The 16,837-nt window shown below is 54.8% G+C and carries 13 protein-coding genes; 7 read left to right on the top strand and 6 right to left on the bottom strand.

Going from position 1 to position 16,837, the window contains the following annotated elements:
- Positions 1-2: 2 nt before the first annotated feature.
- Genes pqiA through rlmKL form a run of 3 tightly spaced genes read right to left on the bottom strand, consistent with a single transcriptional unit; the run spans position 3 to position 5,298 of the window.
- Complete coding sequence (gene pqiA / locus AAHF05_RS07455) at positions 3-1,256, bottom strand: membrane integrity-associated transporter subunit PqiA (protein WP_129324411.1); 1,254 nt, start codon at positions 1,254-1,256, stop codon at positions 3-5.
- 13 nt (positions 1,257-1,269) lie between these two features.
- Positions 1,270-3,177, bottom strand: coding sequence for an ABC transporter ATP-binding protein (locus tag AAHF05_RS07450; RefSeq protein ID WP_028019219.1), 1,908 nt, complete (start codon positions 3,175-3,177; stop codon positions 1,270-1,272).
- A 12-nt stretch (positions 3,178-3,189) separates the two neighbouring features.
- Entirely contained in the window at positions 3,190-5,298 is a 2,109-nt protein-coding gene (gene rlmKL / locus AAHF05_RS07445) for a bifunctional 23S rRNA (guanine(2069)-N(7))-methyltransferase RlmK/23S rRNA (guanine(2445)-N(2))-methyltransferase RlmL (protein ID WP_028019220.1), read from the bottom strand.
- Positions 5,299-5,396: 98 nt separating this feature from the next.
- Between rlmKL and AAHF05_RS07440 the strand changes: the two genes are divergently transcribed.
- Positions 5,397-6,506: a YcbX family protein gene (locus AAHF05_RS07440; RefSeq protein WP_129324410.1), complete on the top strand. Its 1,110-nt coding sequence runs from the start codon at positions 5,397-5,399 to the stop codon at positions 6,504-6,506.
- On the opposite strand, the gene zapC is transcribed toward AAHF05_RS07440, so the two are convergent.
- Both zapC and pyrD read right to left on the bottom strand, forming a co-directional pair.
- Positions 6,503-7,045 carry a cell division protein ZapC gene (zapC, locus tag AAHF05_RS07435; RefSeq protein WP_028019222.1) on the bottom strand — a complete coding sequence of 181 codons (543 nt, stop codon included), beginning with the start codon at positions 7,043-7,045 and terminating at the stop codon, positions 6,503-6,505. The two genes, AAHF05_RS07440 and zapC, sit on opposite strands and share 4 nt — an antisense overlap.
- 165 nt (positions 7,046-7,210) lie before the next feature.
- On the bottom strand, positions 7,211-8,221 hold the full coding sequence (gene pyrD, locus AAHF05_RS07430; RefSeq protein WP_129324409.1) for a quinone-dependent dihydroorotate dehydrogenase: 1,011 nt from the start codon (positions 8,219-8,221) through the stop codon (positions 7,211-7,213).
- Positions 8,222-8,469: 248 nt separating this feature from the next.
- Between pyrD and ssuE the strand changes: the two genes are divergently transcribed.
- From ssuE to ssuB, 5 genes are read left to right on the top strand one after another with little or no spacing between them, the layout of a single operon-like run.
- Positions 8,470-9,045, top strand: a complete 576-nt coding sequence (gene ssuE, locus AAHF05_RS07425; protein ID WP_108090335.1) for an NADPH-dependent FMN reductase — start codon at positions 8,470-8,472, stop codon at positions 9,043-9,045.
- A gap of 31 nt (positions 9,046-9,076) precedes the next feature.
- A complete protein-coding gene (locus tag AAHF05_RS07420; protein ID WP_374936467.1) occupies positions 9,077-10,000 on the top strand; it encodes a sulfonate ABC transporter substrate-binding protein in 924 nt (307 codons plus the stop codon).
- Positions 9,997-11,142: an FMNH2-dependent alkanesulfonate monooxygenase gene (ssuD, locus tag AAHF05_RS07415; protein WP_129324407.1), complete on the top strand. Its 1,146-nt coding sequence runs from the start codon at positions 9,997-9,999 to the stop codon at positions 11,140-11,142. Before AAHF05_RS07420 ends, ssuD begins: the two co-directional genes overlap by 4 nt.
- Before the next feature lie 9 nt (positions 11,143-11,151).
- Positions 11,152-11,943 (top strand): aliphatic sulfonate ABC transporter permease SsuC, encoded by a 792-nt coding sequence (gene ssuC / locus AAHF05_RS07410; protein ID WP_129324406.1) that lies wholly within the window; start codon positions 11,152-11,154, stop codon positions 11,941-11,943.
- Positions 11,940-12,710 (top strand): aliphatic sulfonates ABC transporter ATP-binding protein, encoded by a 771-nt coding sequence (gene ssuB / locus AAHF05_RS07405; protein ID WP_128348094.1) that lies wholly within the window; start codon positions 11,940-11,942, stop codon positions 12,708-12,710. The genes ssuC and ssuB overlap by 4 nt, the downstream gene beginning before the upstream one ends.
- 49 nt (positions 12,711-12,759) lie before the next feature.
- Here the strand turns inward: ssuB and pepN are convergent, their stop codons facing one another.
- Complete coding sequence (gene pepN, locus AAHF05_RS07400) at positions 12,760-15,372, bottom strand: aminopeptidase N (RefSeq protein ID WP_129324405.1); 2,613 nt, start codon at positions 15,370-15,372, stop codon at positions 12,760-12,762.
- Positions 15,373-15,626: 254 nt separating this feature from the next.
- Here pepN and pncB point away from each other — a divergent pair, with 254 nt between their 5' ends.
- Complete coding sequence (gene pncB / locus AAHF05_RS07395) at positions 15,627-16,829, top strand: nicotinate phosphoribosyltransferase (RefSeq protein WP_049005483.1); 1,203 nt, start codon at positions 15,627-15,629, stop codon at positions 16,827-16,829.
- Positions 16,830-16,837: the final 8 nt, after the last annotated feature.

Genomic DNA, 16,837 nt, shown 5'->3' with positions numbered 1-16,837 from the left:
TCTTACTCTTCCTCATGGCTTGATTCAGGCTCACGATCCCACGATAAACGAGGGTCGAAGGTCATGGCCGCAAACATAGTCATAATCACGACCAGTGCAAACATTAATGCCCCCATCGCGGGATAAATACTCATCAATCCGCCCATCCGCACCAGTGCAGAGAGAACGGCAATAACAAACACGTCAATCATTGACCAGCGTCCAACAAACTCGACCACTTCATAAATCAGATGCATGCGTTCGCTGTCGCGTCTACCGTGGCCTTTCGCATCCCAACAGAGCCAGGCGATCGCGATCATTTTCAGGGTTGGCACCATGATACTGGCGATAAAGATGACACCAGCGACCGGATAAGAACCTTCACCCCACAGCAATATCACCCCGGCCAGGATCGTCGAGGGCATTTTGTCGCCGAGCAAATCGGTGATCATAATCGGCAAGATATTGGCTGGCAGATACAGCATGATGGAAGTCACCAGCAGCGCCATCGTCCACTGCAGGCTGTTTTTACGCCGCACGTGCCCTTTGGTTTTGCAGCGCGGACAAACGTCGAGATCGGCGGGCAGCACGGCGGTACAGCACGGACACGAGCGTAGCCCCTGACGAATACCGGGCACCCCGACCTTCACCGTCTGCGCAAGCGTCGGCGCTGGCGCGATATCGTCCCACGCCCAGCGCCTGTCCACACACTGGAAGGCGCGCAGCTGCAGGACGCAGTACAGACACCAGGGGATAAAGCTGCTGCCAATCCCCACGTCGCCATACGCCATCAGCTTCACGAAACTGACCAGAATCCCCGCCAGAAAGATCTCGGCCATTCCCCAGCTTTTAAGCTGAAAAAGGATACGCGCGAGTTTGATTTTCAGTGACGACGGCATCCTGACGCGGTTCACCAGCAGCAGGATAACGACCAGGCAAAAAGCCGGGACTATCTGGACGAAGAGCAGAAAAAAGGTGCCGAGGCTGGCGTAATCTTCTGAGAACATCACGCCCGGGATTTCGAGCAAATCGACCTGGCTGGTAATTCCGCCCACCTTCATATAGATGAACGGGAAGAGATTGGAGAGCAGCAGCATGAATAATGCTGCCAGAGCGTAAGCAGTGGGACGCTGCCGCGGTGCGTCCCACTCGGTTGTCAACGTTGCGCCGCAACGTGGACACAGCGCTTTATGTCCGTGACCAAGCTCTGGCAACGCCACGAGCATGTCGCATTGCGAGCATAATATATGCCTGTCGGCATGGTGCTGGTCACACATATGTTATCCCTGTTTATGCGCCGTTTTTCAGAGACTCAAGGTACTCCCAGCGCTCAAATGCTTCTTCCAGGGCCTTTTCAGCCGCGGACAGTTCAGCCAGTATTTTCTGAGTATAGTCGTGCGATTGGGTAAAGAATGTCGCATCAGCAACCTGAGCTTGTAGATCTTCAAGCGTGGCCTCCAGCTCTTCCAGACGCTGAGGTAGCCCCTCCAGTTCGCGCTGCAGGTTATAGCTTAGTTTAGCCGAGCTTTTCTTGACAGTTTCTGCTTTTGTTACAGCAGGTTCAGAACTTATTTTGGACTTTGACTGTTTCTGCGCCAGAGACTGCGACTGCTGCCCTTTTGCATCGTGATAACCGCCGACATACTGACCAATTCGCCCTTCACCTTCGAAGATCCAGCACTCGGTCACGGTGTTATCCACGAATTGACGATCGTGGCTAACCAGCATCACCGTCCCCTGATAACCGTCGATCAGTTCCTCCAGCAATTCCAGGGTTTCGACATCCAGGTCGTTCGTAGGTTCATCGAGAATCAACAGGTTACTTGGCTTCAGGAACAGACGTGCCAGCAGAAGACGATTGCGCTCACCGCCTGACAGCGCGCGTACCGGCGTCATCGCACGTTTCGGATGGAACAGGAAGTCCTGCAGGTAGCCCAGCACATGGCGCGGCTTGCCGTTTACCATCACCTCTTGCTTACCTTCAGCGAGGTTATCCATCACCGTTCTGTCCGGATCCAGCTCTGCGCGGTGCTGATCGAAGTAGGCCACTTCAAGCTTGGTGCCGCAGTGGATACGACCGCTGTCAGCCTGCAATTGACCCAGCATCAGTTTCAACAGCGTGGTTTTGCCGCAACCGTTCGGACCAATCAGTGCAATTTTGTCCCCACGCTGAACCTGCGCCGAGAAGTCTTTCACCAGCACTTTACCGTCGACCTGATAGTTAACGTTTTCCATTTCGAAGACAATCTTGCCGGAACGGGACGCCTCTTCCACCTGCATTTTGGCGCTGCCCATCACTTCGCGGCGCTCGCTACGCTCACGGCGCATCGCCTTCAGCGCACGAACGCGACCTTCGTTACGTGTACGACGGGCTTTGATGCCCTGACGGATCCAGACTTCTTCCTGTGCCAGCTTGCGGTCAAACTCCGCATTCTGCAGCTCTTCCACGCGCAGGTTTTCTTCTTTTTCCAGCAGATAGGTATCGTAATCGCCAGGATAGGTAACCAGCTTGCCACGATCGAGATCGACGATGCGCGTCGCCATATTGCGAATAAACGAACGGTCGTGAGAGATAAAGATGATGGTGCCGCTGAAGGTTTTCAGGAACCCTTCCAGCCAGTCAATCGCTTCGATATCCAGGTGGTTCGTCGGTTCGTCTAGCAGCAGCACCTTCGGTCCGCTGACCAGCGCACGGCCCAGTGCCGCTTTACGCAGCCAGCCGCCGGAGAGTGCTGACAGCTCCATATCGGCTTCAAGACCGAGCTGTGCCAGCACTTCATTAATACGGTTTTCCAGCTGCCACAGACCGTGGTGATCGAGCATCTCCTGCACTTTCGCCAATTCGTTGAGATTCTTATCGCTCGGGTCAGTCATCACCAGATGTGAAATCTCGTGATAACGCTTCAGGTATTCAGCCTGCTCAGAAATACCTTCAGCCACGAAATCGTAAACGCTGCCGGTCACATGACGCGGCGGGTCCTGCTGCAGGCGAGAAACGATAAGATCCTGCTCGTAAACAATACGCCCGTCATCCAGACCCTGTTCACGGTTGAGGATTTTCATCAACGTGGATTTGCCCGCGCCATTACGGCCCACCAGACAGACACGCTCGTTATCTTCGATATGCAGCTCTGCATTATCGAGAAGCGGTGAGTCGCTGAAAGAGAGCCACGCGCCGTGCATACTAATTAAAGACATTTATTTTTCCTTTCAGGCCGCGGTAATCAACCAGCAGTTATGGATTTGACGGTTACGGGCGAAATCCTGAGACAGCGTTTTTTGGCTGATTTCTTGTGCTTTTAGCCCCAGGGCTGCTAAACCGTCATGATCCATACGGAAGCCGCGTTTGTTGTTCGAGAACATAATCGTGCCGCCTCTACGCAGCAGGCGCTTCAGGTCGGTCATCAGGCGCAGGTGATCGCGCTGCACATCAAAGCTATCTTCCATACGCTTGGAGTTAGAGAAGGTCGGCGGATCGATAAAGATCAGATCGAACTGCTCGTCGGTATCACGCAGCCAACCCAGCACGTCGGCCTGCATCAGGCGATGCTGACGCCCAGTTAAACCGTTAAGGCGCAGGTTGCGCTCCGCCCACTCCAGATAGGTGCGGGACATATCCACCGTGGTGGTGCTCCGCGCGCCGCCCAGACCCGCATGCACGCTGGCGCTGCCGGTATAGGAGAACAGGTTGAGGAAATCTTTGCCCTTGCTCATCTGTCCGAGCATGCGGCGGGCGATACGGTGGTCAAGGAACAGACCGGTATCAAGGTAGTCAGTCAGGTTAACCCACAGACGAGCGTTGTACTCGCCCACTTCAATGAAGTCGCCCTTTTCACCCATTTTCTGATACTGGTTTTTGCCTTTCTGACGTTCGCGGGTTTTCAGCACCAGCTTGTTTGGCGCAATACCCAGCACGGCGATGGTTGCCGCAATGACGTCCAGCATACGCTGACGCGCTTTTTGCGCATCAATGGTTTTCGGTGGCGCGTATTCCTGAATCACCACCCAGTCCGCATAGCGGTCTACCGCCACGTTGTATTCCGGCAGATCGGCATCGTACAGGCGGTAGCATTCAATACCTTCCTGCTTCGCCCATTTCTCGAATTTCTTCAGATTCTTGCGCAGACGGTTGGCGTAATCTTCCGCCACGCCCGACGGTTTGCTGTCCGCCGCTTTCTCAGCCAGATGGTAGTTCTTCTGCACGCAGTCCAGCGGGCCGTTTTTCGCCTTAAACTGGCGATCGGCACGCAGCTGCAGGCAACTCAGCAATTCAGGTGAAGCACTGAACAGGGAGAGATTCCAGCCGCCAAAGTAATCTTTCATATTGCGGCCCAACAGGCTGTGCAGGGCAATCAGCGCCGGTTCGCTGTCCAGACGCTCACCGTATGGCGGGTTACTGATAACGGTACCGTACGGACCTTTTGGCAACGGGTTGGTCAGGTTCGCCACGTCTTTCACCTCGAAGGTGACCAGCTCGCCGATACCGGCGCGACGGGCGTTGCTGCGGGCACGTTCAATAACGCGCGGGTCGCTGTCCGAACCATAGAAATGGGAGGTGTATTCCGCCAGGCCCTTACGCGCACGGGTCTGCGCATCATCTTTGACCTCTTTCCACAGTGCTTCATCGTGCTGTGCCCAGCCCTTGAAGCCCCAGTGACCACGGTGCAGGCCCGGGGCACGGTCGGTGGCCAGCATGGCAGCTTCAATCAGCAATGTACCAGAACCACACATCGGGTCCAGCAGCGGGGTACCCGGCAGCCAGCCGGAGCGCATCACAATGGCTGCAGCAAGGGTTTCTTTGATTGGTGCCATACCGGTACGATCGCGGTAGCCGCGCAGGTGGAGGCCTGCGCCGCTCAGATCCAGAGAGATGCTCGCGGTGTCGCCGTTCAGCCAGACGTTAATACGCAGATCCGGATTTTCGCGATCGACGTTCGGACGTTCCTTATTTTTACGGGTGAAGCAGTCAACAATCGCGTCTTTAACGCGCAGGGCACCGTACTGGCTGTTGCGGATCTCATCATTCACGCCGTTGAAATGCACCGCAAAGGTGGCATTCGGAGTGAAGATCTCTGTCCAGTCGATCATCTGTACGCCGGTATAGAGGTCAAGGTCGCTATAGACCTTGCACTCTTTCATCGGCAGCATGATGCGCGACGCCAGACGGCTCCACATCAGGCTCTGGTAAATAAGCCGCGTGTCGCCCTCAAAATGGACACCACCCTGAACTACCTGGCACTCTTGCGCACCCAGGGCTTCCAGTTCAGTTTTTAACAGCTCTTCCAGCCCACGGGCCGTACTGGCAAACAGAGAATTCATATCGTCACTTTTACTCTTAGAAAATTGTCGCGCATTATAGCTAATATGGCGTGTATGTCATAAAGTTGAAGGCTTATTTTCATTCGAGGGAGTGTGCAGTGGCGACGTTATCCAGGCTTTTTATTCATCCGGTGAAATCCATGCGCGGCATCGGCATTTCTCACGCACTTGCCGACATGAGCGGATTTGCCTTCGATCGTATCTTTATGATCACCGAGCCTGACGGTACGTTCATTACTGCACGCCAGTTCCCGCAGATGGTTCGCTTTATCCCTTCCCCCCTTCATGACGGTTTGCATCTTACCGCGCCGGATGGTTCCAGCGTGGTGATCCGCTTTGCTGATTTTGCGCCTGTGGATGCGCCAACAGAAGTGTGGGGCAATCATTTTACCGCGCGTATTGCCACTGACGAGATTAACAGCTGGCTTAGCGGCTTCTTCTCGCGCGACGTGCAGTTACGCTGGGTAGGACCGTCGCTGACGCGCCGCGTGAAGCGTCACGATGCAGTCCCGCTCTCATTTGCGGATGGGTTTCCTTTCCTGCTGACCAGTGAAGCTTCCCTGCGCGACCTGCAGCGACGCTGTAAAGCCAGCGTTCAGATGGAGCAGTTTCGCCCCAATCTGGTGGTAGCCGGTACCGAAGCCTGGGAAGAAGACACCTGGAAAGTGATTCGCATCGGCAGTGTGATTTTCGATGTCGCGAAGCCATGCAGCCGCTGTATCTTCACCACCGTAAGTCCGGAGAAAGGCCAGAAGCATCCTTCTGGCGAGCCGCTGAAAACCCTGCAATCCTTCCGCACTGCGCAGGATAATGGCGATGTGGATTTTGGCCTGAACCTGATCCCACGTTCCAGCGGCGTAATCCGTGTCGGTGACGAGGTCGAAATTCTTGCACGTGGGCCCGCGAGAGTTTATGGCTCCGGTCAGGAAGACGAGTTTGTCGAGGTTGAGACGCAGGTCAGTTCATCAGTGGATATTCACTGGCAGGGCAACGTCATCCGGGGAAATAATCAGCAGGTTTTACTTGAACAACTGGAACAAGCAGGGATCCGCATACCCTATTCCTGCCGCGCGGGGATCTGTGGCTGCTGTCGAATCAAGCTGGTTGAGGGTGAAGTCAGTGCGCTGAAGAAATCCGCAATTGCCGACGACGGCACAATTCTGTGCTGTAGCTGCATCCCGACAACTTCAGTACAGCTGGAAGCTTAAACGGCCTGTTCCAGGCTGAAAGAATCCACTCGAAGTTGAGGTTTCAGCCTGTCGTTCATGACTTTGATGGCATCCCCAAGCTGCATCGTCCGCCCGGCAATTGTCACGCCGGGTTGGGCCAGCAGACAGAGCGCGGCATTTTCGCCCGGCTCAACCACCAGCAGACTCACCTCTTCGGCGCTATCACTCAGGTTGACGCTGGCCGCGTCGCCCGTCGCGGGTGTCCAGCTCATGCCATGCGGCAGGAAATGCCAGCTTTTTGGCATTTGTGGTTTCAGGAAACGGATAGCCACCAGCGCATTTAATACCAGTTCGGCACGCTGCTCTTTAGAGAGGACCAGATCGCGACATTTTTCTTCAAAGGAGAAATAAAGCGCAGCGTCGTCAACACAGAATCCTGACGGAGAAAAAGCGTCCGGGGTTAACATTCGGCGGGCAAAACGAGAACGAAACAACATACCATTGGCTAAATCGAGCATCATACGGTCATGCTCGTCGCAAAAATACCAGCGCCAGTTATCGTCAGGTTTAATTCGCATGTTTCTCTCCCGTCCCAAACGTCCTGTACTAAAAATGTCCTGCTCGCCGCTTCGTTTTTAACACCATTTAATAAAAGACTATAATGTCTAAATAAGCAACAATGACGGAATATAAAACAACCAGGGCCGGAAATAAAGCCCTGGTTGTCTGATTAAGAGAAAAGATTAGATATGAGTAACGATTTCTTTAATCAGCGGCGGTCCTTTAAAAATAAAGCCGGAATAGATTTGCACCAGTGACGCACCTGCCGCCATCTTCTCGCGTGCAGCAATCACTGAGTCGATACCGCCGACGCCGATAATCGGTAAACGACCGTTTAATTCCGCTGACAATGCACGAATAATTTCGGTGCTTTTTAATTGTACCGGGCGTCCACTTAACCCACCCACTTCGTCACAGTTTTTCATTCCCTGAACCAGGGAGCGATCGAGTGTGGTATTGGTCGCAATCACACCATCAATATTATGGCGAACTAAACTGTCGGCAACCTGGATCAATTCTTCGACAGAAAGATCCGGAGCGATCTTAACCGCGACGGGAACATATTTATGGTGGATCGACTGCAGTTCATTTTGTTTATTTTTAATGGCACTCAGAAGATCGTCCAGCGCTTCACCATATTGCAAAGAGCGCAGACCCGGGGTATTGGGTGAGGAAATATTCACCGCAATATAACCGGCATAGGCGTAGACTTTTTCCATACAAATCAGATAGTCATCTTTACCTTGCTCTACCGGCGTGTCTTTATTTTTGCCGATATTGATACCTAATACGCCATCAAAATGGGCTTTTTTTACATTCTCAACAAGGTGATCAACGCCGAGGTTATTAAAGCCCATGCGGTTGATCAGCCCTTCGGCTTCGACCAGGCGGAACAGTCGAGGCTTGTCATTTCCCGGCTGCGGGCGCGGCGTGACGGTACCGATTTCGATAGATCCAAAGCCCATCGCGCCCAGGGCATCAATGCACTCGCCATTTTTGTCCAGACCTGCCGCAAGACCCAGCGGGTTTTTAAAGGTCAATCCCATGCATTGCACAGGTTTTACCGGCACATTTTGACGCACCAGAGCGACCAGAGGCGTTCCTGTAATACGACGTAATTGCTGGAATGTAAATTCATGAGCGCGCTCAGGGTCGAGCTGGAAAAGGGCTTTACGAACGAAGGGGTAGTACATGAACTCTCCTGGATTCCCGGTGTGCAAACCGGGAGGGGATTATGGGCGATCCGACGCCGAAAGGGAATTGACCTGCGGCAAAAAATCAGCGTAAAACGCAATCGTTTACCTCCCGGCTCATTTCTTATGCACTTTTTCGCATTTAAATTGCAGATAAATCATTTAGTGGAATAACCGCGCAGTGTCACACTCCTGAAAATTGTTATGAATGTTAGATAAAAGCAAACAATTGGTTATAAGGAGAACGTATGCGCGTCATTACTCTGGCCGGAAGTCCACGATTCCCTTCACGCTCCAGCGCCCTGCTGGAATATGCCCGTGAAAAACTTAATGCCCTGGATGTGGAAGTGTGCCACTGGAACCTGCATAACTTCGAACCTGAAGATTTGCTCTATGCCCGTTTTGACAGCCCGGCGCTTCACACCCTGACGGAGCAGCTTAAAGGCGCTGATGGGTTAATCGTGGCGACCCCCATTTATAAAGCCTCTTTTTCCGGGGCACTGAAAACCCTGCTTGACCTGCTCCCTGAACGTGCGCTGGATGGCAAAGTGGTGCTGCCTCTGGCAACTGGCGGTACGGTGGCGCATTTACTGGCGGTGGATTATGCCCTGAAGCCGGTGCTGAACGCACTGAAAGCACAGGAGATCCTCCACGGTGTGTTCGCGGACGACTCCCAGATCATCGACTATCAACATAAACCGCACTTTACACCGAATCTGCAAACCCGCCTCGATAACGCCCTGGAAACCTTCTGGCATGCCCTGCATCGCAGGGATATCCAGGCACCTGCTTTTGGTCATCCGCAAGGAGTTGCACATGTTTAAAACCTTAACCCATATTGGACTAGCCGGACTGATGGCGCTGACGTCGCTGGCCCATGCCGGGCAAACGTCACCAGAAAGCTTACGCATTGGCTACCAGAAAGGCAGCGTCAGCATGGTGCTGGCAAAAAGCCACCAGCTTCTGGAAAAACGCTTCCCGGACACAAAATTCTCCTGGGTTGAGTTCCCGGCTGGTCCTCAGATGCTGGAAGCGCTGAACGTGGGCAGTATTGATCTGGGCAGTACAGGCGATATCCCGCCGATATTCGCCCAGGCCGCGGGAGCAGACCTGCTCTATGTAGGTGTTGAACCGCCCAAACCGAAGGCCGAAGTGATTCTGGTACCTGAAAATAGCGACATTAAAAACGTCGCCGACCTTAAAGGGCATAAAGTTGCTTTCCAGAAAGGCTCAAGCTCACACAACCTGCTGCTGCGTGCTCTGCAAGAGGCCGGACTCAAGTTTACCGACATTCAGCCCGTTTACCTGACGCCTGCCGACGCGCGCGCCGCGTTCCAGCAGAAGAACGTTGATGCCTGGGCCATCTGGGATCCGTACTATTCCGCCGCATTACTGCAGGGCGGTGTACGGGTGCTAAAAGATGGCACCACGCTTAAACAGACCGGCTCGTTCTATCTGGCTGCTCGCCCTTATGCGGAAAAGAACGGCGCCTTTGTGCAAGAGGTTCTTGATACCTTTACTCAGGCGGATGCACTGACTCAAAGCCAGCGTCAGGAGAGCATTGCCCTGCTGGCGAAAACCATGGGCTTACCTGAGCCGGTGATCGCGAGCTATCTCAACCACCGTCCACCGACCACCATCACGCCCGTAGACGCGCACGTCGCCGCACTTCAGCAACAAACGGCTGACCTCTTCTATCAAAACCACCTGGTGCCAAAACAGGTCACTATTCGCGAACGTATCTGGCAGCCCGCCGGTAAAGAAGGAACAAAATCATGAGTCTGAATCTTTTCTGGTTTTTACCCACCCATGGTGATGGCCACTATCTTGGTACGGAAGAGGGGTCACGCCCGGTTGACCATGGCTACCTGCAGCAGATTGCACAGGCAGCGGACAGAATTGGTTTCACTGGCGTACTGATCCCGACCGGACGCTCGTGTGAAGATGCCTGGCTGGTCGCCGCGTCGATGATCCCGGTCACCCAGCGTCTGAAGTTTCTGGTGGCCTTGCGTCCGAGCGTGGTCTCCCCCACCGTGGCGGCGCGTCAGGCGGCAACCCTGGACAGACTGTCCAACGGCCGCGCCCTGTTTAACCTTGTTACGGGCAGCGATCCGCAGGAGCTGGCGGGCGACGGCGTGTTCCTCGATCACACTGAGCGCTATGAAGCCTCCGCCGAATTCACCCGCGTCTGGCGACGTCTGCTGGAAGGTGAAACCGTGACGTTCGAAGGTAAACATATTCACGTTCGCGACGCGAAACTCTACTTCCCTCCGGTCCAACAGCCACGCCCTCCTCTCTATTTTGGCGGGTCATCGGACGTGGCGCAGGACCTGGCGGCAGAGCAGGTTGATCTCTATCTGACCTGGGGCGAACCGCCAGAGTTGGTGAAAGAAAAAATAGCCCAGGTACGCGCTAAAGCGGCCGCCCATGGCCGTAAGGTACGCTTCGGTATCCGCCTGCATGTGATTGTGCGTGAGACCAACGAAGAAGCCTGGCAGGCGGCCGATCGTCTCATCTCCCATCTGGATGATGCCACCATCGCCAAAGCACAGGCCGCGTTTGCCAAAACCGATTCCGTCGGGCAGCACCGAATGGCGTCCCTGCACAACGGCAAGCGCGAGAACCTGGAGATCAGCCCAAACCTGTGGGCGGGCGTCGGCCTGGTGCGCGGCGGTGCGGGCACGGCGCTGGTCGGCGACGGACCGACCGTAGCCGCCCGTATTAATGAATACGCTGACCTGGGCATCGACAGCTTTATTCTCTCCGGTTATCCGCATCTCGAAGAGGCGTACAAAGTGGGTGAGCTGTTATTCCCGCATCTGGATGTTGCCATCCCGGAAATTCCTCAGCCGCAACCGCTCCAGCTTCAGGGCGAAGCCGTGGCGAACGAATTTATTCCACGAAAAGCCGCACAAAGCTAAGGAGTGACCATGTCTGCCATCTCACAAAAATGGCTCCTGCGCGCCGCCCCGTGGTTTTTGCCCGTCGGTATCGTGGCCGTCTGGCAGCTCGCGTCGTCCACCGGCTGGCTGTCGAGCCGCATTCTGCCCGCACCTATAGGCGTTATCGAAGCGTTCTGGTCGCTGAGCGTCAGCGGAGAGCTGTGGCAACATCTGGCGATCAGCTCCTGGCGCGCCGTGATTGGGTTTTCCATCGGCGGCAGCATCGGCCTGATTCTGGGTTTGATCAGCGGTCTTTCACGCTGGGGCGAGCGGCTGCTGGATACCTCCATTCAGATGCTGCGCAACGTGCCGCATCTGGCGCTGATCCCGCTGGTGATTTTGTGGTTTGGTATTGATGAGAGCGCCAAAATATTTCTCGTCGCGCTGGGCACCCTGTTCCCGATTTACATCAATACCTGGCATGGGATCCGCAATATCGATCGCGGTCTGGTCGAGATGGCACGCAGCTATGGTTTATCGGGTTTCGCCCTCTTTACCCACGTGATTCTGCCGGGTGCTCTGCCCTCCATTATGGTGGGGGTGCGTTTTGCGCTCGGCCTGATGTGGCTAACGTTGATAGTGGCTGAGACCATCTCGGCCAACTCTGGCATCGGTTATCTGGCGATGAACGCTCGCGAATTCCTGCAAACGGACGTGGTGGTAGTCGCGATCATCCTTTATGCCCTGCTCGGCAAACTCGCCGATGTCAGCGCCCAGTGGCTGGAACGCAGCTGGCTGCGCTGGAACCCGGCCTATTCCCTTCAGGAGTCGAAAGCATGAATACAGCACGACTGAACCAGGGGACGCCGTTACTGCTGAACGGCGTGACCAAACGCTACGGCGAAAACACCATTCTGAATGCGCTGGATCTGCACATTCCTGCCGGACAATTCGTAGCCGTTGTCGGGCGCAGCGGCGGCGGTAAGAGCACGCTGTTGCGCCTGTTAGCCGGACTGGAGGCCCCAAACGGCGGTGAAATTCTTGCCGGTACAACGCCGCTGGCAAAGATTCAGAACGACACCCGCATGATGTTTCAGGATGCGCGCCTGCTGCCATGGAAAACAGTCATTGATAACGTCGGGCTGGGGCTTAAAGGCAACTGGCGAGAGGAGGCCCGCCAGGCGCTTGCCGCCGTAGGGCTGGAAAATCGCGCGGATGAATGGCCTGCGGCGCTGTCAGGTGGGCAGAAGCAGCGCGTAGCACTGGCGCGGGCGTTAATCCATCGTCCGGGCCTGTTGTTGCTTGATGAGCCGCTCGGCGCACTCGACGCCCTGACACGAATCGAAATGCAGGATTTGATTGGATCCCTGTGGCAGAAGCACGGCTTTACGGTGCTACTGGTGACGCATGACGTGTCTGAAGCGGTAGCGATGGCCGATCGTGTGCTGTTAATAGAAGAAGGGAAAATGGGTCTGGATCTGACGGTGGATATTTCGCGCCCTCGCCGCGTAGGTTCGGCAAGACTGGCGGAGCTGGAGGCAGAAGTGCTGGATCGGGTGATGAAGCGCGGGGGCACGGAGTTACAGCGAGCTAAGGCTAATGCCTGATGCCCTCACCCCGACCCTCTCCCGCAGGGAGAGGGAGGGTTATCTTTTATTACGCTAACGCTTTAGCAATCTTCTCGTACAGATCGCCAGACAGGTTTTCCAGTCCTTTCAGCTGCTCAAGCGCGGCACGCATTTTCGCCTGGCGCTTAGCATCGTAGCGCTTCAGACGGATAAGCGGCTCGATCAGACGTGATGCCACCTGCGGGTTACGGCTGTTCAGCTCGGTCAGCATTTCAACCATGAACTCATAACCGCTGCCGTCTTCGGCGTGGAACGCGGCCGGGTTGCTGCTGGCAAACGCGCCAATCAGGGAACGTACGCGGTTCGGGTTGCTCATGGTAAACGAACGGTGCTTCAGCAGGCTGCGTACTTTGCTGAGCGCGTCTTGCGCCGGGCTGGTCGCCTGCAGGATGAACCATTTGTCCATCACCAGGCCATCCTGATGCCACTTGTCGTCATACTCCTGCATCAGCGCATCACGGCACGGCAGTTCGGCGGCGACGCTTGCAGCCAGGGCAGCCAGCGCGTCAGTCATGTTATCCGCTTCATGATACTGCTTGCTTACCAGCGTGTTCGCCAACTCAGCCTCACCAAACGCCAGATAGCGCAGGCAGGTATTACGCAGAGAACGTTTACCGATGTCCGCGTGCTCTACGCGATAAGTATCAAGTTTATTGGCGTTATAAATCGCCAGGAACTCATCGGCCAGTTCTGCAGCCAGCGTACGGGTCAACGCTTCACGCACCGCGACGATGGCAATTGGGTCGATGATGTCAAACAACTCGGCGATTTCAGTCGCTGACGGCAGGGTCAGAATTTCAGCGGCCAGCGCCGGGTCAATCTTCTCATCCAGCAGGATCGCGCGGAATGCGTCAGCCACATGGGCAGGCAGCGACAGCGGCTGGCCCTGCTGATGACGGTTTACGTTGAGCTTAATGTAGGTCGCCAGCAGACTTTGCGCGGCATCCCAACGGGAGAAGTCGTTGCGCGCGTGACGCATCAGGAACGTCAACTGCTGATCGCTCCATTTATACTCCAGTTTCACTGGTGCAGAGAACTCACACAGCAGCGCAGGGACCGGCTGGAAGTAAACGTTGTCGAAGATGAAGGTCTGCTCTGCCTGGGTCACATTCAGCACGTGGTGTACCGGGTGGCCGCCCTTCTGGAGAGGAATGACTTTGCCTTCGTTATCATACAGTTCAATGCTGAACGGAATGTGAAGCGGATGTTTCTCTTCCTGCTCCGCTGTCGGCGGCGTGCGCTGGCTGATGGTCAGGGTGTACTGCTCGGTTTCCGGGTTGTAATCGTCTTTGACGGTGACAATCGGCGTACCGGCCTGGCTGTACCAGAGGCGGAAGTGAGAGAGATCCACATTGGAAGCATCTTCCATCGCCTGCACAAAATCGTCGCAAGTGGCCGCGCTGCCGTCATGACGCTCGAAGTAGAGCTGCATGCCTTTCTGGAAGTTCTCTTCACCCAGCAGAGTGTGGATCATGCGGATAATTTCAGAACCTTTTTCATACACCGTCAGGGTGTAGAAGTTGTTCATCTCAATGACTTTATCCGGGCGGATCGGGTGCGCCATTGGGCTGGCATCTTCCGCAAACTGCAGGCCGCGCATAGTACGCACGTTGTTGATGCGGTTAACCGCACGAGAACCCAGATCGGAGCTGAACTCCTGGTCACGGAAGACGGTCAATCCCTCTTTCAGACTCAACTGGAACCAGTCGCGGCAGGTGACGCGGTTACCCGTCCAGTTGTGGAAATATTCGTGACCGATAACGCGTTCGATATCGAGATAATCTTTATCGGTAGCGGTATCGGTGCGCGCCAGCACGTATTTGGAGTTAAAGATGTTAAGACCCTTATTCTCCATCGCGCCCATGTTGAAGAAATCGACAGCCACGATCATATAGATGTCGAGATCATATTCGAGACCAAAGCGCTCTTCGTCCCACTTCATGGAGTTGATAAGCGACGTCATCGCCCACGGTGCACGGTCCAGGTTGCCACGGTCAACAAACAGCTCTAGTGCCACTTCGCGGCCGGAGCGTGTTTTAAAGGTATCGCGCAACACGTCGAAATCACCCGCCACCAGCGCAAACAGATAGCATGGTTTCGGGAACGGATCCTGCCATTGCACCCAGTGACGGCCGTTCTCCAGTTCGCCTTCGCCCACACGGTTACCGTTGGAGAGCAGGAATGGGTAGAGCGTTTTATCGGCGATAATTTTCGTTGTGAAGCGTGCCAGCACATCCGGGCGATCGAGATACCAGGTGATGTGACGGAAACCTTCCGCTTCACACTGAGTGCACAGCGCCACACCAGACTGGTAAAGTCCTTCCAGCGCCGTGTTGGCGGCAGGGCTGATTTCATTCACGATGCGCAGCGTAAAGTGTTCCGGCAGGTTGTCGATCACCAGCTGGTTGTTTTCTTCTTTATAGTCAGACCAGGCTTCATCATTAATATGCAGGGAGACCAGCGTCAGGTCTTCACCATCAAGACGCAGTGGCACAGCAGTCGCACTGTGGCGCGTCACCTGGCTTACCGCCGTCACAACGGTTTTAGTGGCATCCAGGTCAAAAGTCAGATCGATATCGCTAATCAGGTATTCCGGCGCACGGTAGTCGTGGCGGTATTTGGCTTGTGGCTGTTGTGTCATAGAAAACCTTATGCATCGTTTGTCGAGTAACGTTTCAATATATTCCTGTTGTGTAAAACGCGCTACGCAGAATGTTCATCTTTTCAGGTACAAAACCCTTTTTTGCTACATTTATATAACACGGGGCACAAAATGCCCTCGACCATAAAACGCGCTTATGTTGTGATCGGGGTTCAATAAATCACTAAACAAGGTATACTCCGGAGTTGTTTATTGTACTAAACGCTCCTGTGAGAGGATGCTACTGCGCACCTATGACTCAATTCGTTTCTCCTGTTCTGCATACGTTGCTGGATACTGACGCGTATAAACTGCATATGCAGCAAGCCGTTTTCCACCATTACTATGACGTTCATGTCGCGGCCGAATTCCGCTGCCGTGGCGACGACTTGCTCGGTATCTACGCAGACGCTATTCGTGAACAGGTCGATGCTATGCAGCATCTGACGTTGCAGGACGATGAATATCAGTGGCTTTCTGGCCTGCCTTTCTTCAAAGCTGACTACCTGAACTGGCTGCGCGACTTCCGCTATAAGCCAGAGCAGGTCACTGTACTTAACGATAATGGTAAGCTGGATATTCGTCTCGAAGGCCCGTGGCGTGAAGTGATCATGTGGGAAGTGCCGCTTCTGGCGGTGATCAGTGAACTGGCCCACCGCTACCGCTCGCCGGAAACCGGTGTTGAACAGGCGGTCGCAGCGCTGGAAACCAAGCTCGCGGGCTTCACCACGCTGACCGAAGGGCTGGATATGTCCCGCTTCCGCCTGATGGACTTTGGCACCCGTCGCCGTTTCTCTCGCGACGTTCAGGAGGCCATCGTTAAGCGTCTGCAGCAGGAACCGTGGTTTGTGGGCACCAGCAACTACGATCTGGCCCGTCGCCTTAATCTCACGCCTATGGGCACCCAGGCGCATGAATGGTTCCAGGCGCATCAGCAGATAAGTCCAGACCTGGCGAACAGCCAGCGCGCGGCGCTGGCTGCATGGCTAGAGGAGTACCCAAATCAACTGGGGATCGCCCTCACCGACTGTATTACGATGGATGCCTTCCTGCGCGATTTTGGTCCCGAGTTCGCTGAGCGTTACCAGGGGTTACGCCATGATTCCGGTGATCCGGTTGAATGGGGTGAGAAAGCCATTGCCCACTATGAAAAGCTGGGTATTGATCCAATGAGCAAGGTTCTGGTCTTCTCTGATAATCTTGACCTGCCGAAAGCGGTTGAGCTCTATCGCCAGTTCAACACCCGGGTTAACCTGAGCTTCGGGATTGGTACCCGTTTGACCTGTGACATCCCTCAGGTTAAACCACTGAACATCGTCATAAAATTGGTGGAATGTAACGGCAAGCCGGTGGCGAAGCTCTCCGATAGCCCGGGTAAAACTATCTGCCATGACAAAGCGTTTGTCCGCGCATTGCGCAAAGCGTTCGATCTCCCACAGATTAAAAAAGCCAGCTAAACGCTTAC

Origin of the sequence: Enterobacter adelaidei (genome assembly GCF_041937165.1) — a bacterium.
In the GTDB taxonomy this organism is placed as follows: Bacteria; Pseudomonadota; Gammaproteobacteria; order Enterobacterales; family Enterobacteriaceae; genus Enterobacter; species Enterobacter adelaidei.
This window is presented reverse-complemented; position numbering and strand designations above follow the sequence as displayed.

What these genes read in the sequence shown, in the direction of transcription:
- pqiA (WP_129324411.1), bottom strand. Translation starts at nt 1,256, where the DNA reads ATGTGTGACCAGCACCATGCCGACAGGCATATATTATGCTCGCAATGC.
- AAHF05_RS07450 (WP_028019219.1), bottom strand. Translation starts at nt 3,177, where the DNA reads ATGTCTTTAATTAGTATGCACGGCGCGTGGCTCTCTTTCAGCGACTCA.
- rlmKL (WP_028019220.1), bottom strand. Translation starts at nt 5,298, where the DNA reads ATGAATTCTCTGTTTGCCAGTACGGCCCGTGGGCTGGAAGAGCTGTTA.
- zapC (WP_028019222.1), bottom strand. Translation starts at nt 7,045, where the DNA reads ATGCGAATTAAACCTGACGATAACTGGCGCTGGTATTTTTGCGACGAG.
- pyrD (WP_129324409.1), bottom strand. Translation starts at nt 8,221, where the DNA reads ATGTACTACCCCTTCGTTCGTAAAGCCCTTTTCCAGCTCGACCCTGAG.
- ssuE (WP_108090335.1), top strand. Translation starts at nt 8,470, where the DNA reads ATGCGCGTCATTACTCTGGCCGGAAGTCCACGATTCCCTTCACGCTCC.
- AAHF05_RS07420 (WP_374936467.1), top strand. Translation starts at nt 9,077, where the DNA reads ATGGCGCTGACGTCGCTGGCCCATGCCGGGCAAACGTCACCAGAAAGC.
- ssuD (WP_129324407.1), top strand. Translation starts at nt 9,997, where the DNA reads ATGAGTCTGAATCTTTTCTGGTTTTTACCCACCCATGGTGATGGCCAC.
- ssuC (WP_129324406.1), top strand. Translation starts at nt 11,152, where the DNA reads ATGTCTGCCATCTCACAAAAATGGCTCCTGCGCGCCGCCCCGTGGTTT.
- ssuB (WP_128348094.1), top strand. Translation starts at nt 11,940, where the DNA reads ATGAATACAGCACGACTGAACCAGGGGACGCCGTTACTGCTGAACGGC.
- pepN (WP_129324405.1), bottom strand. Translation starts at nt 15,372, where the DNA reads ATGACACAACAGCCACAAGCCAAATACCGCCACGACTACCGTGCGCCG.
- pncB (WP_049005483.1), top strand. Translation starts at nt 15,627, where the DNA reads ATGACTCAATTCGTTTCTCCTGTTCTGCATACGTTGCTGGATACTGAC.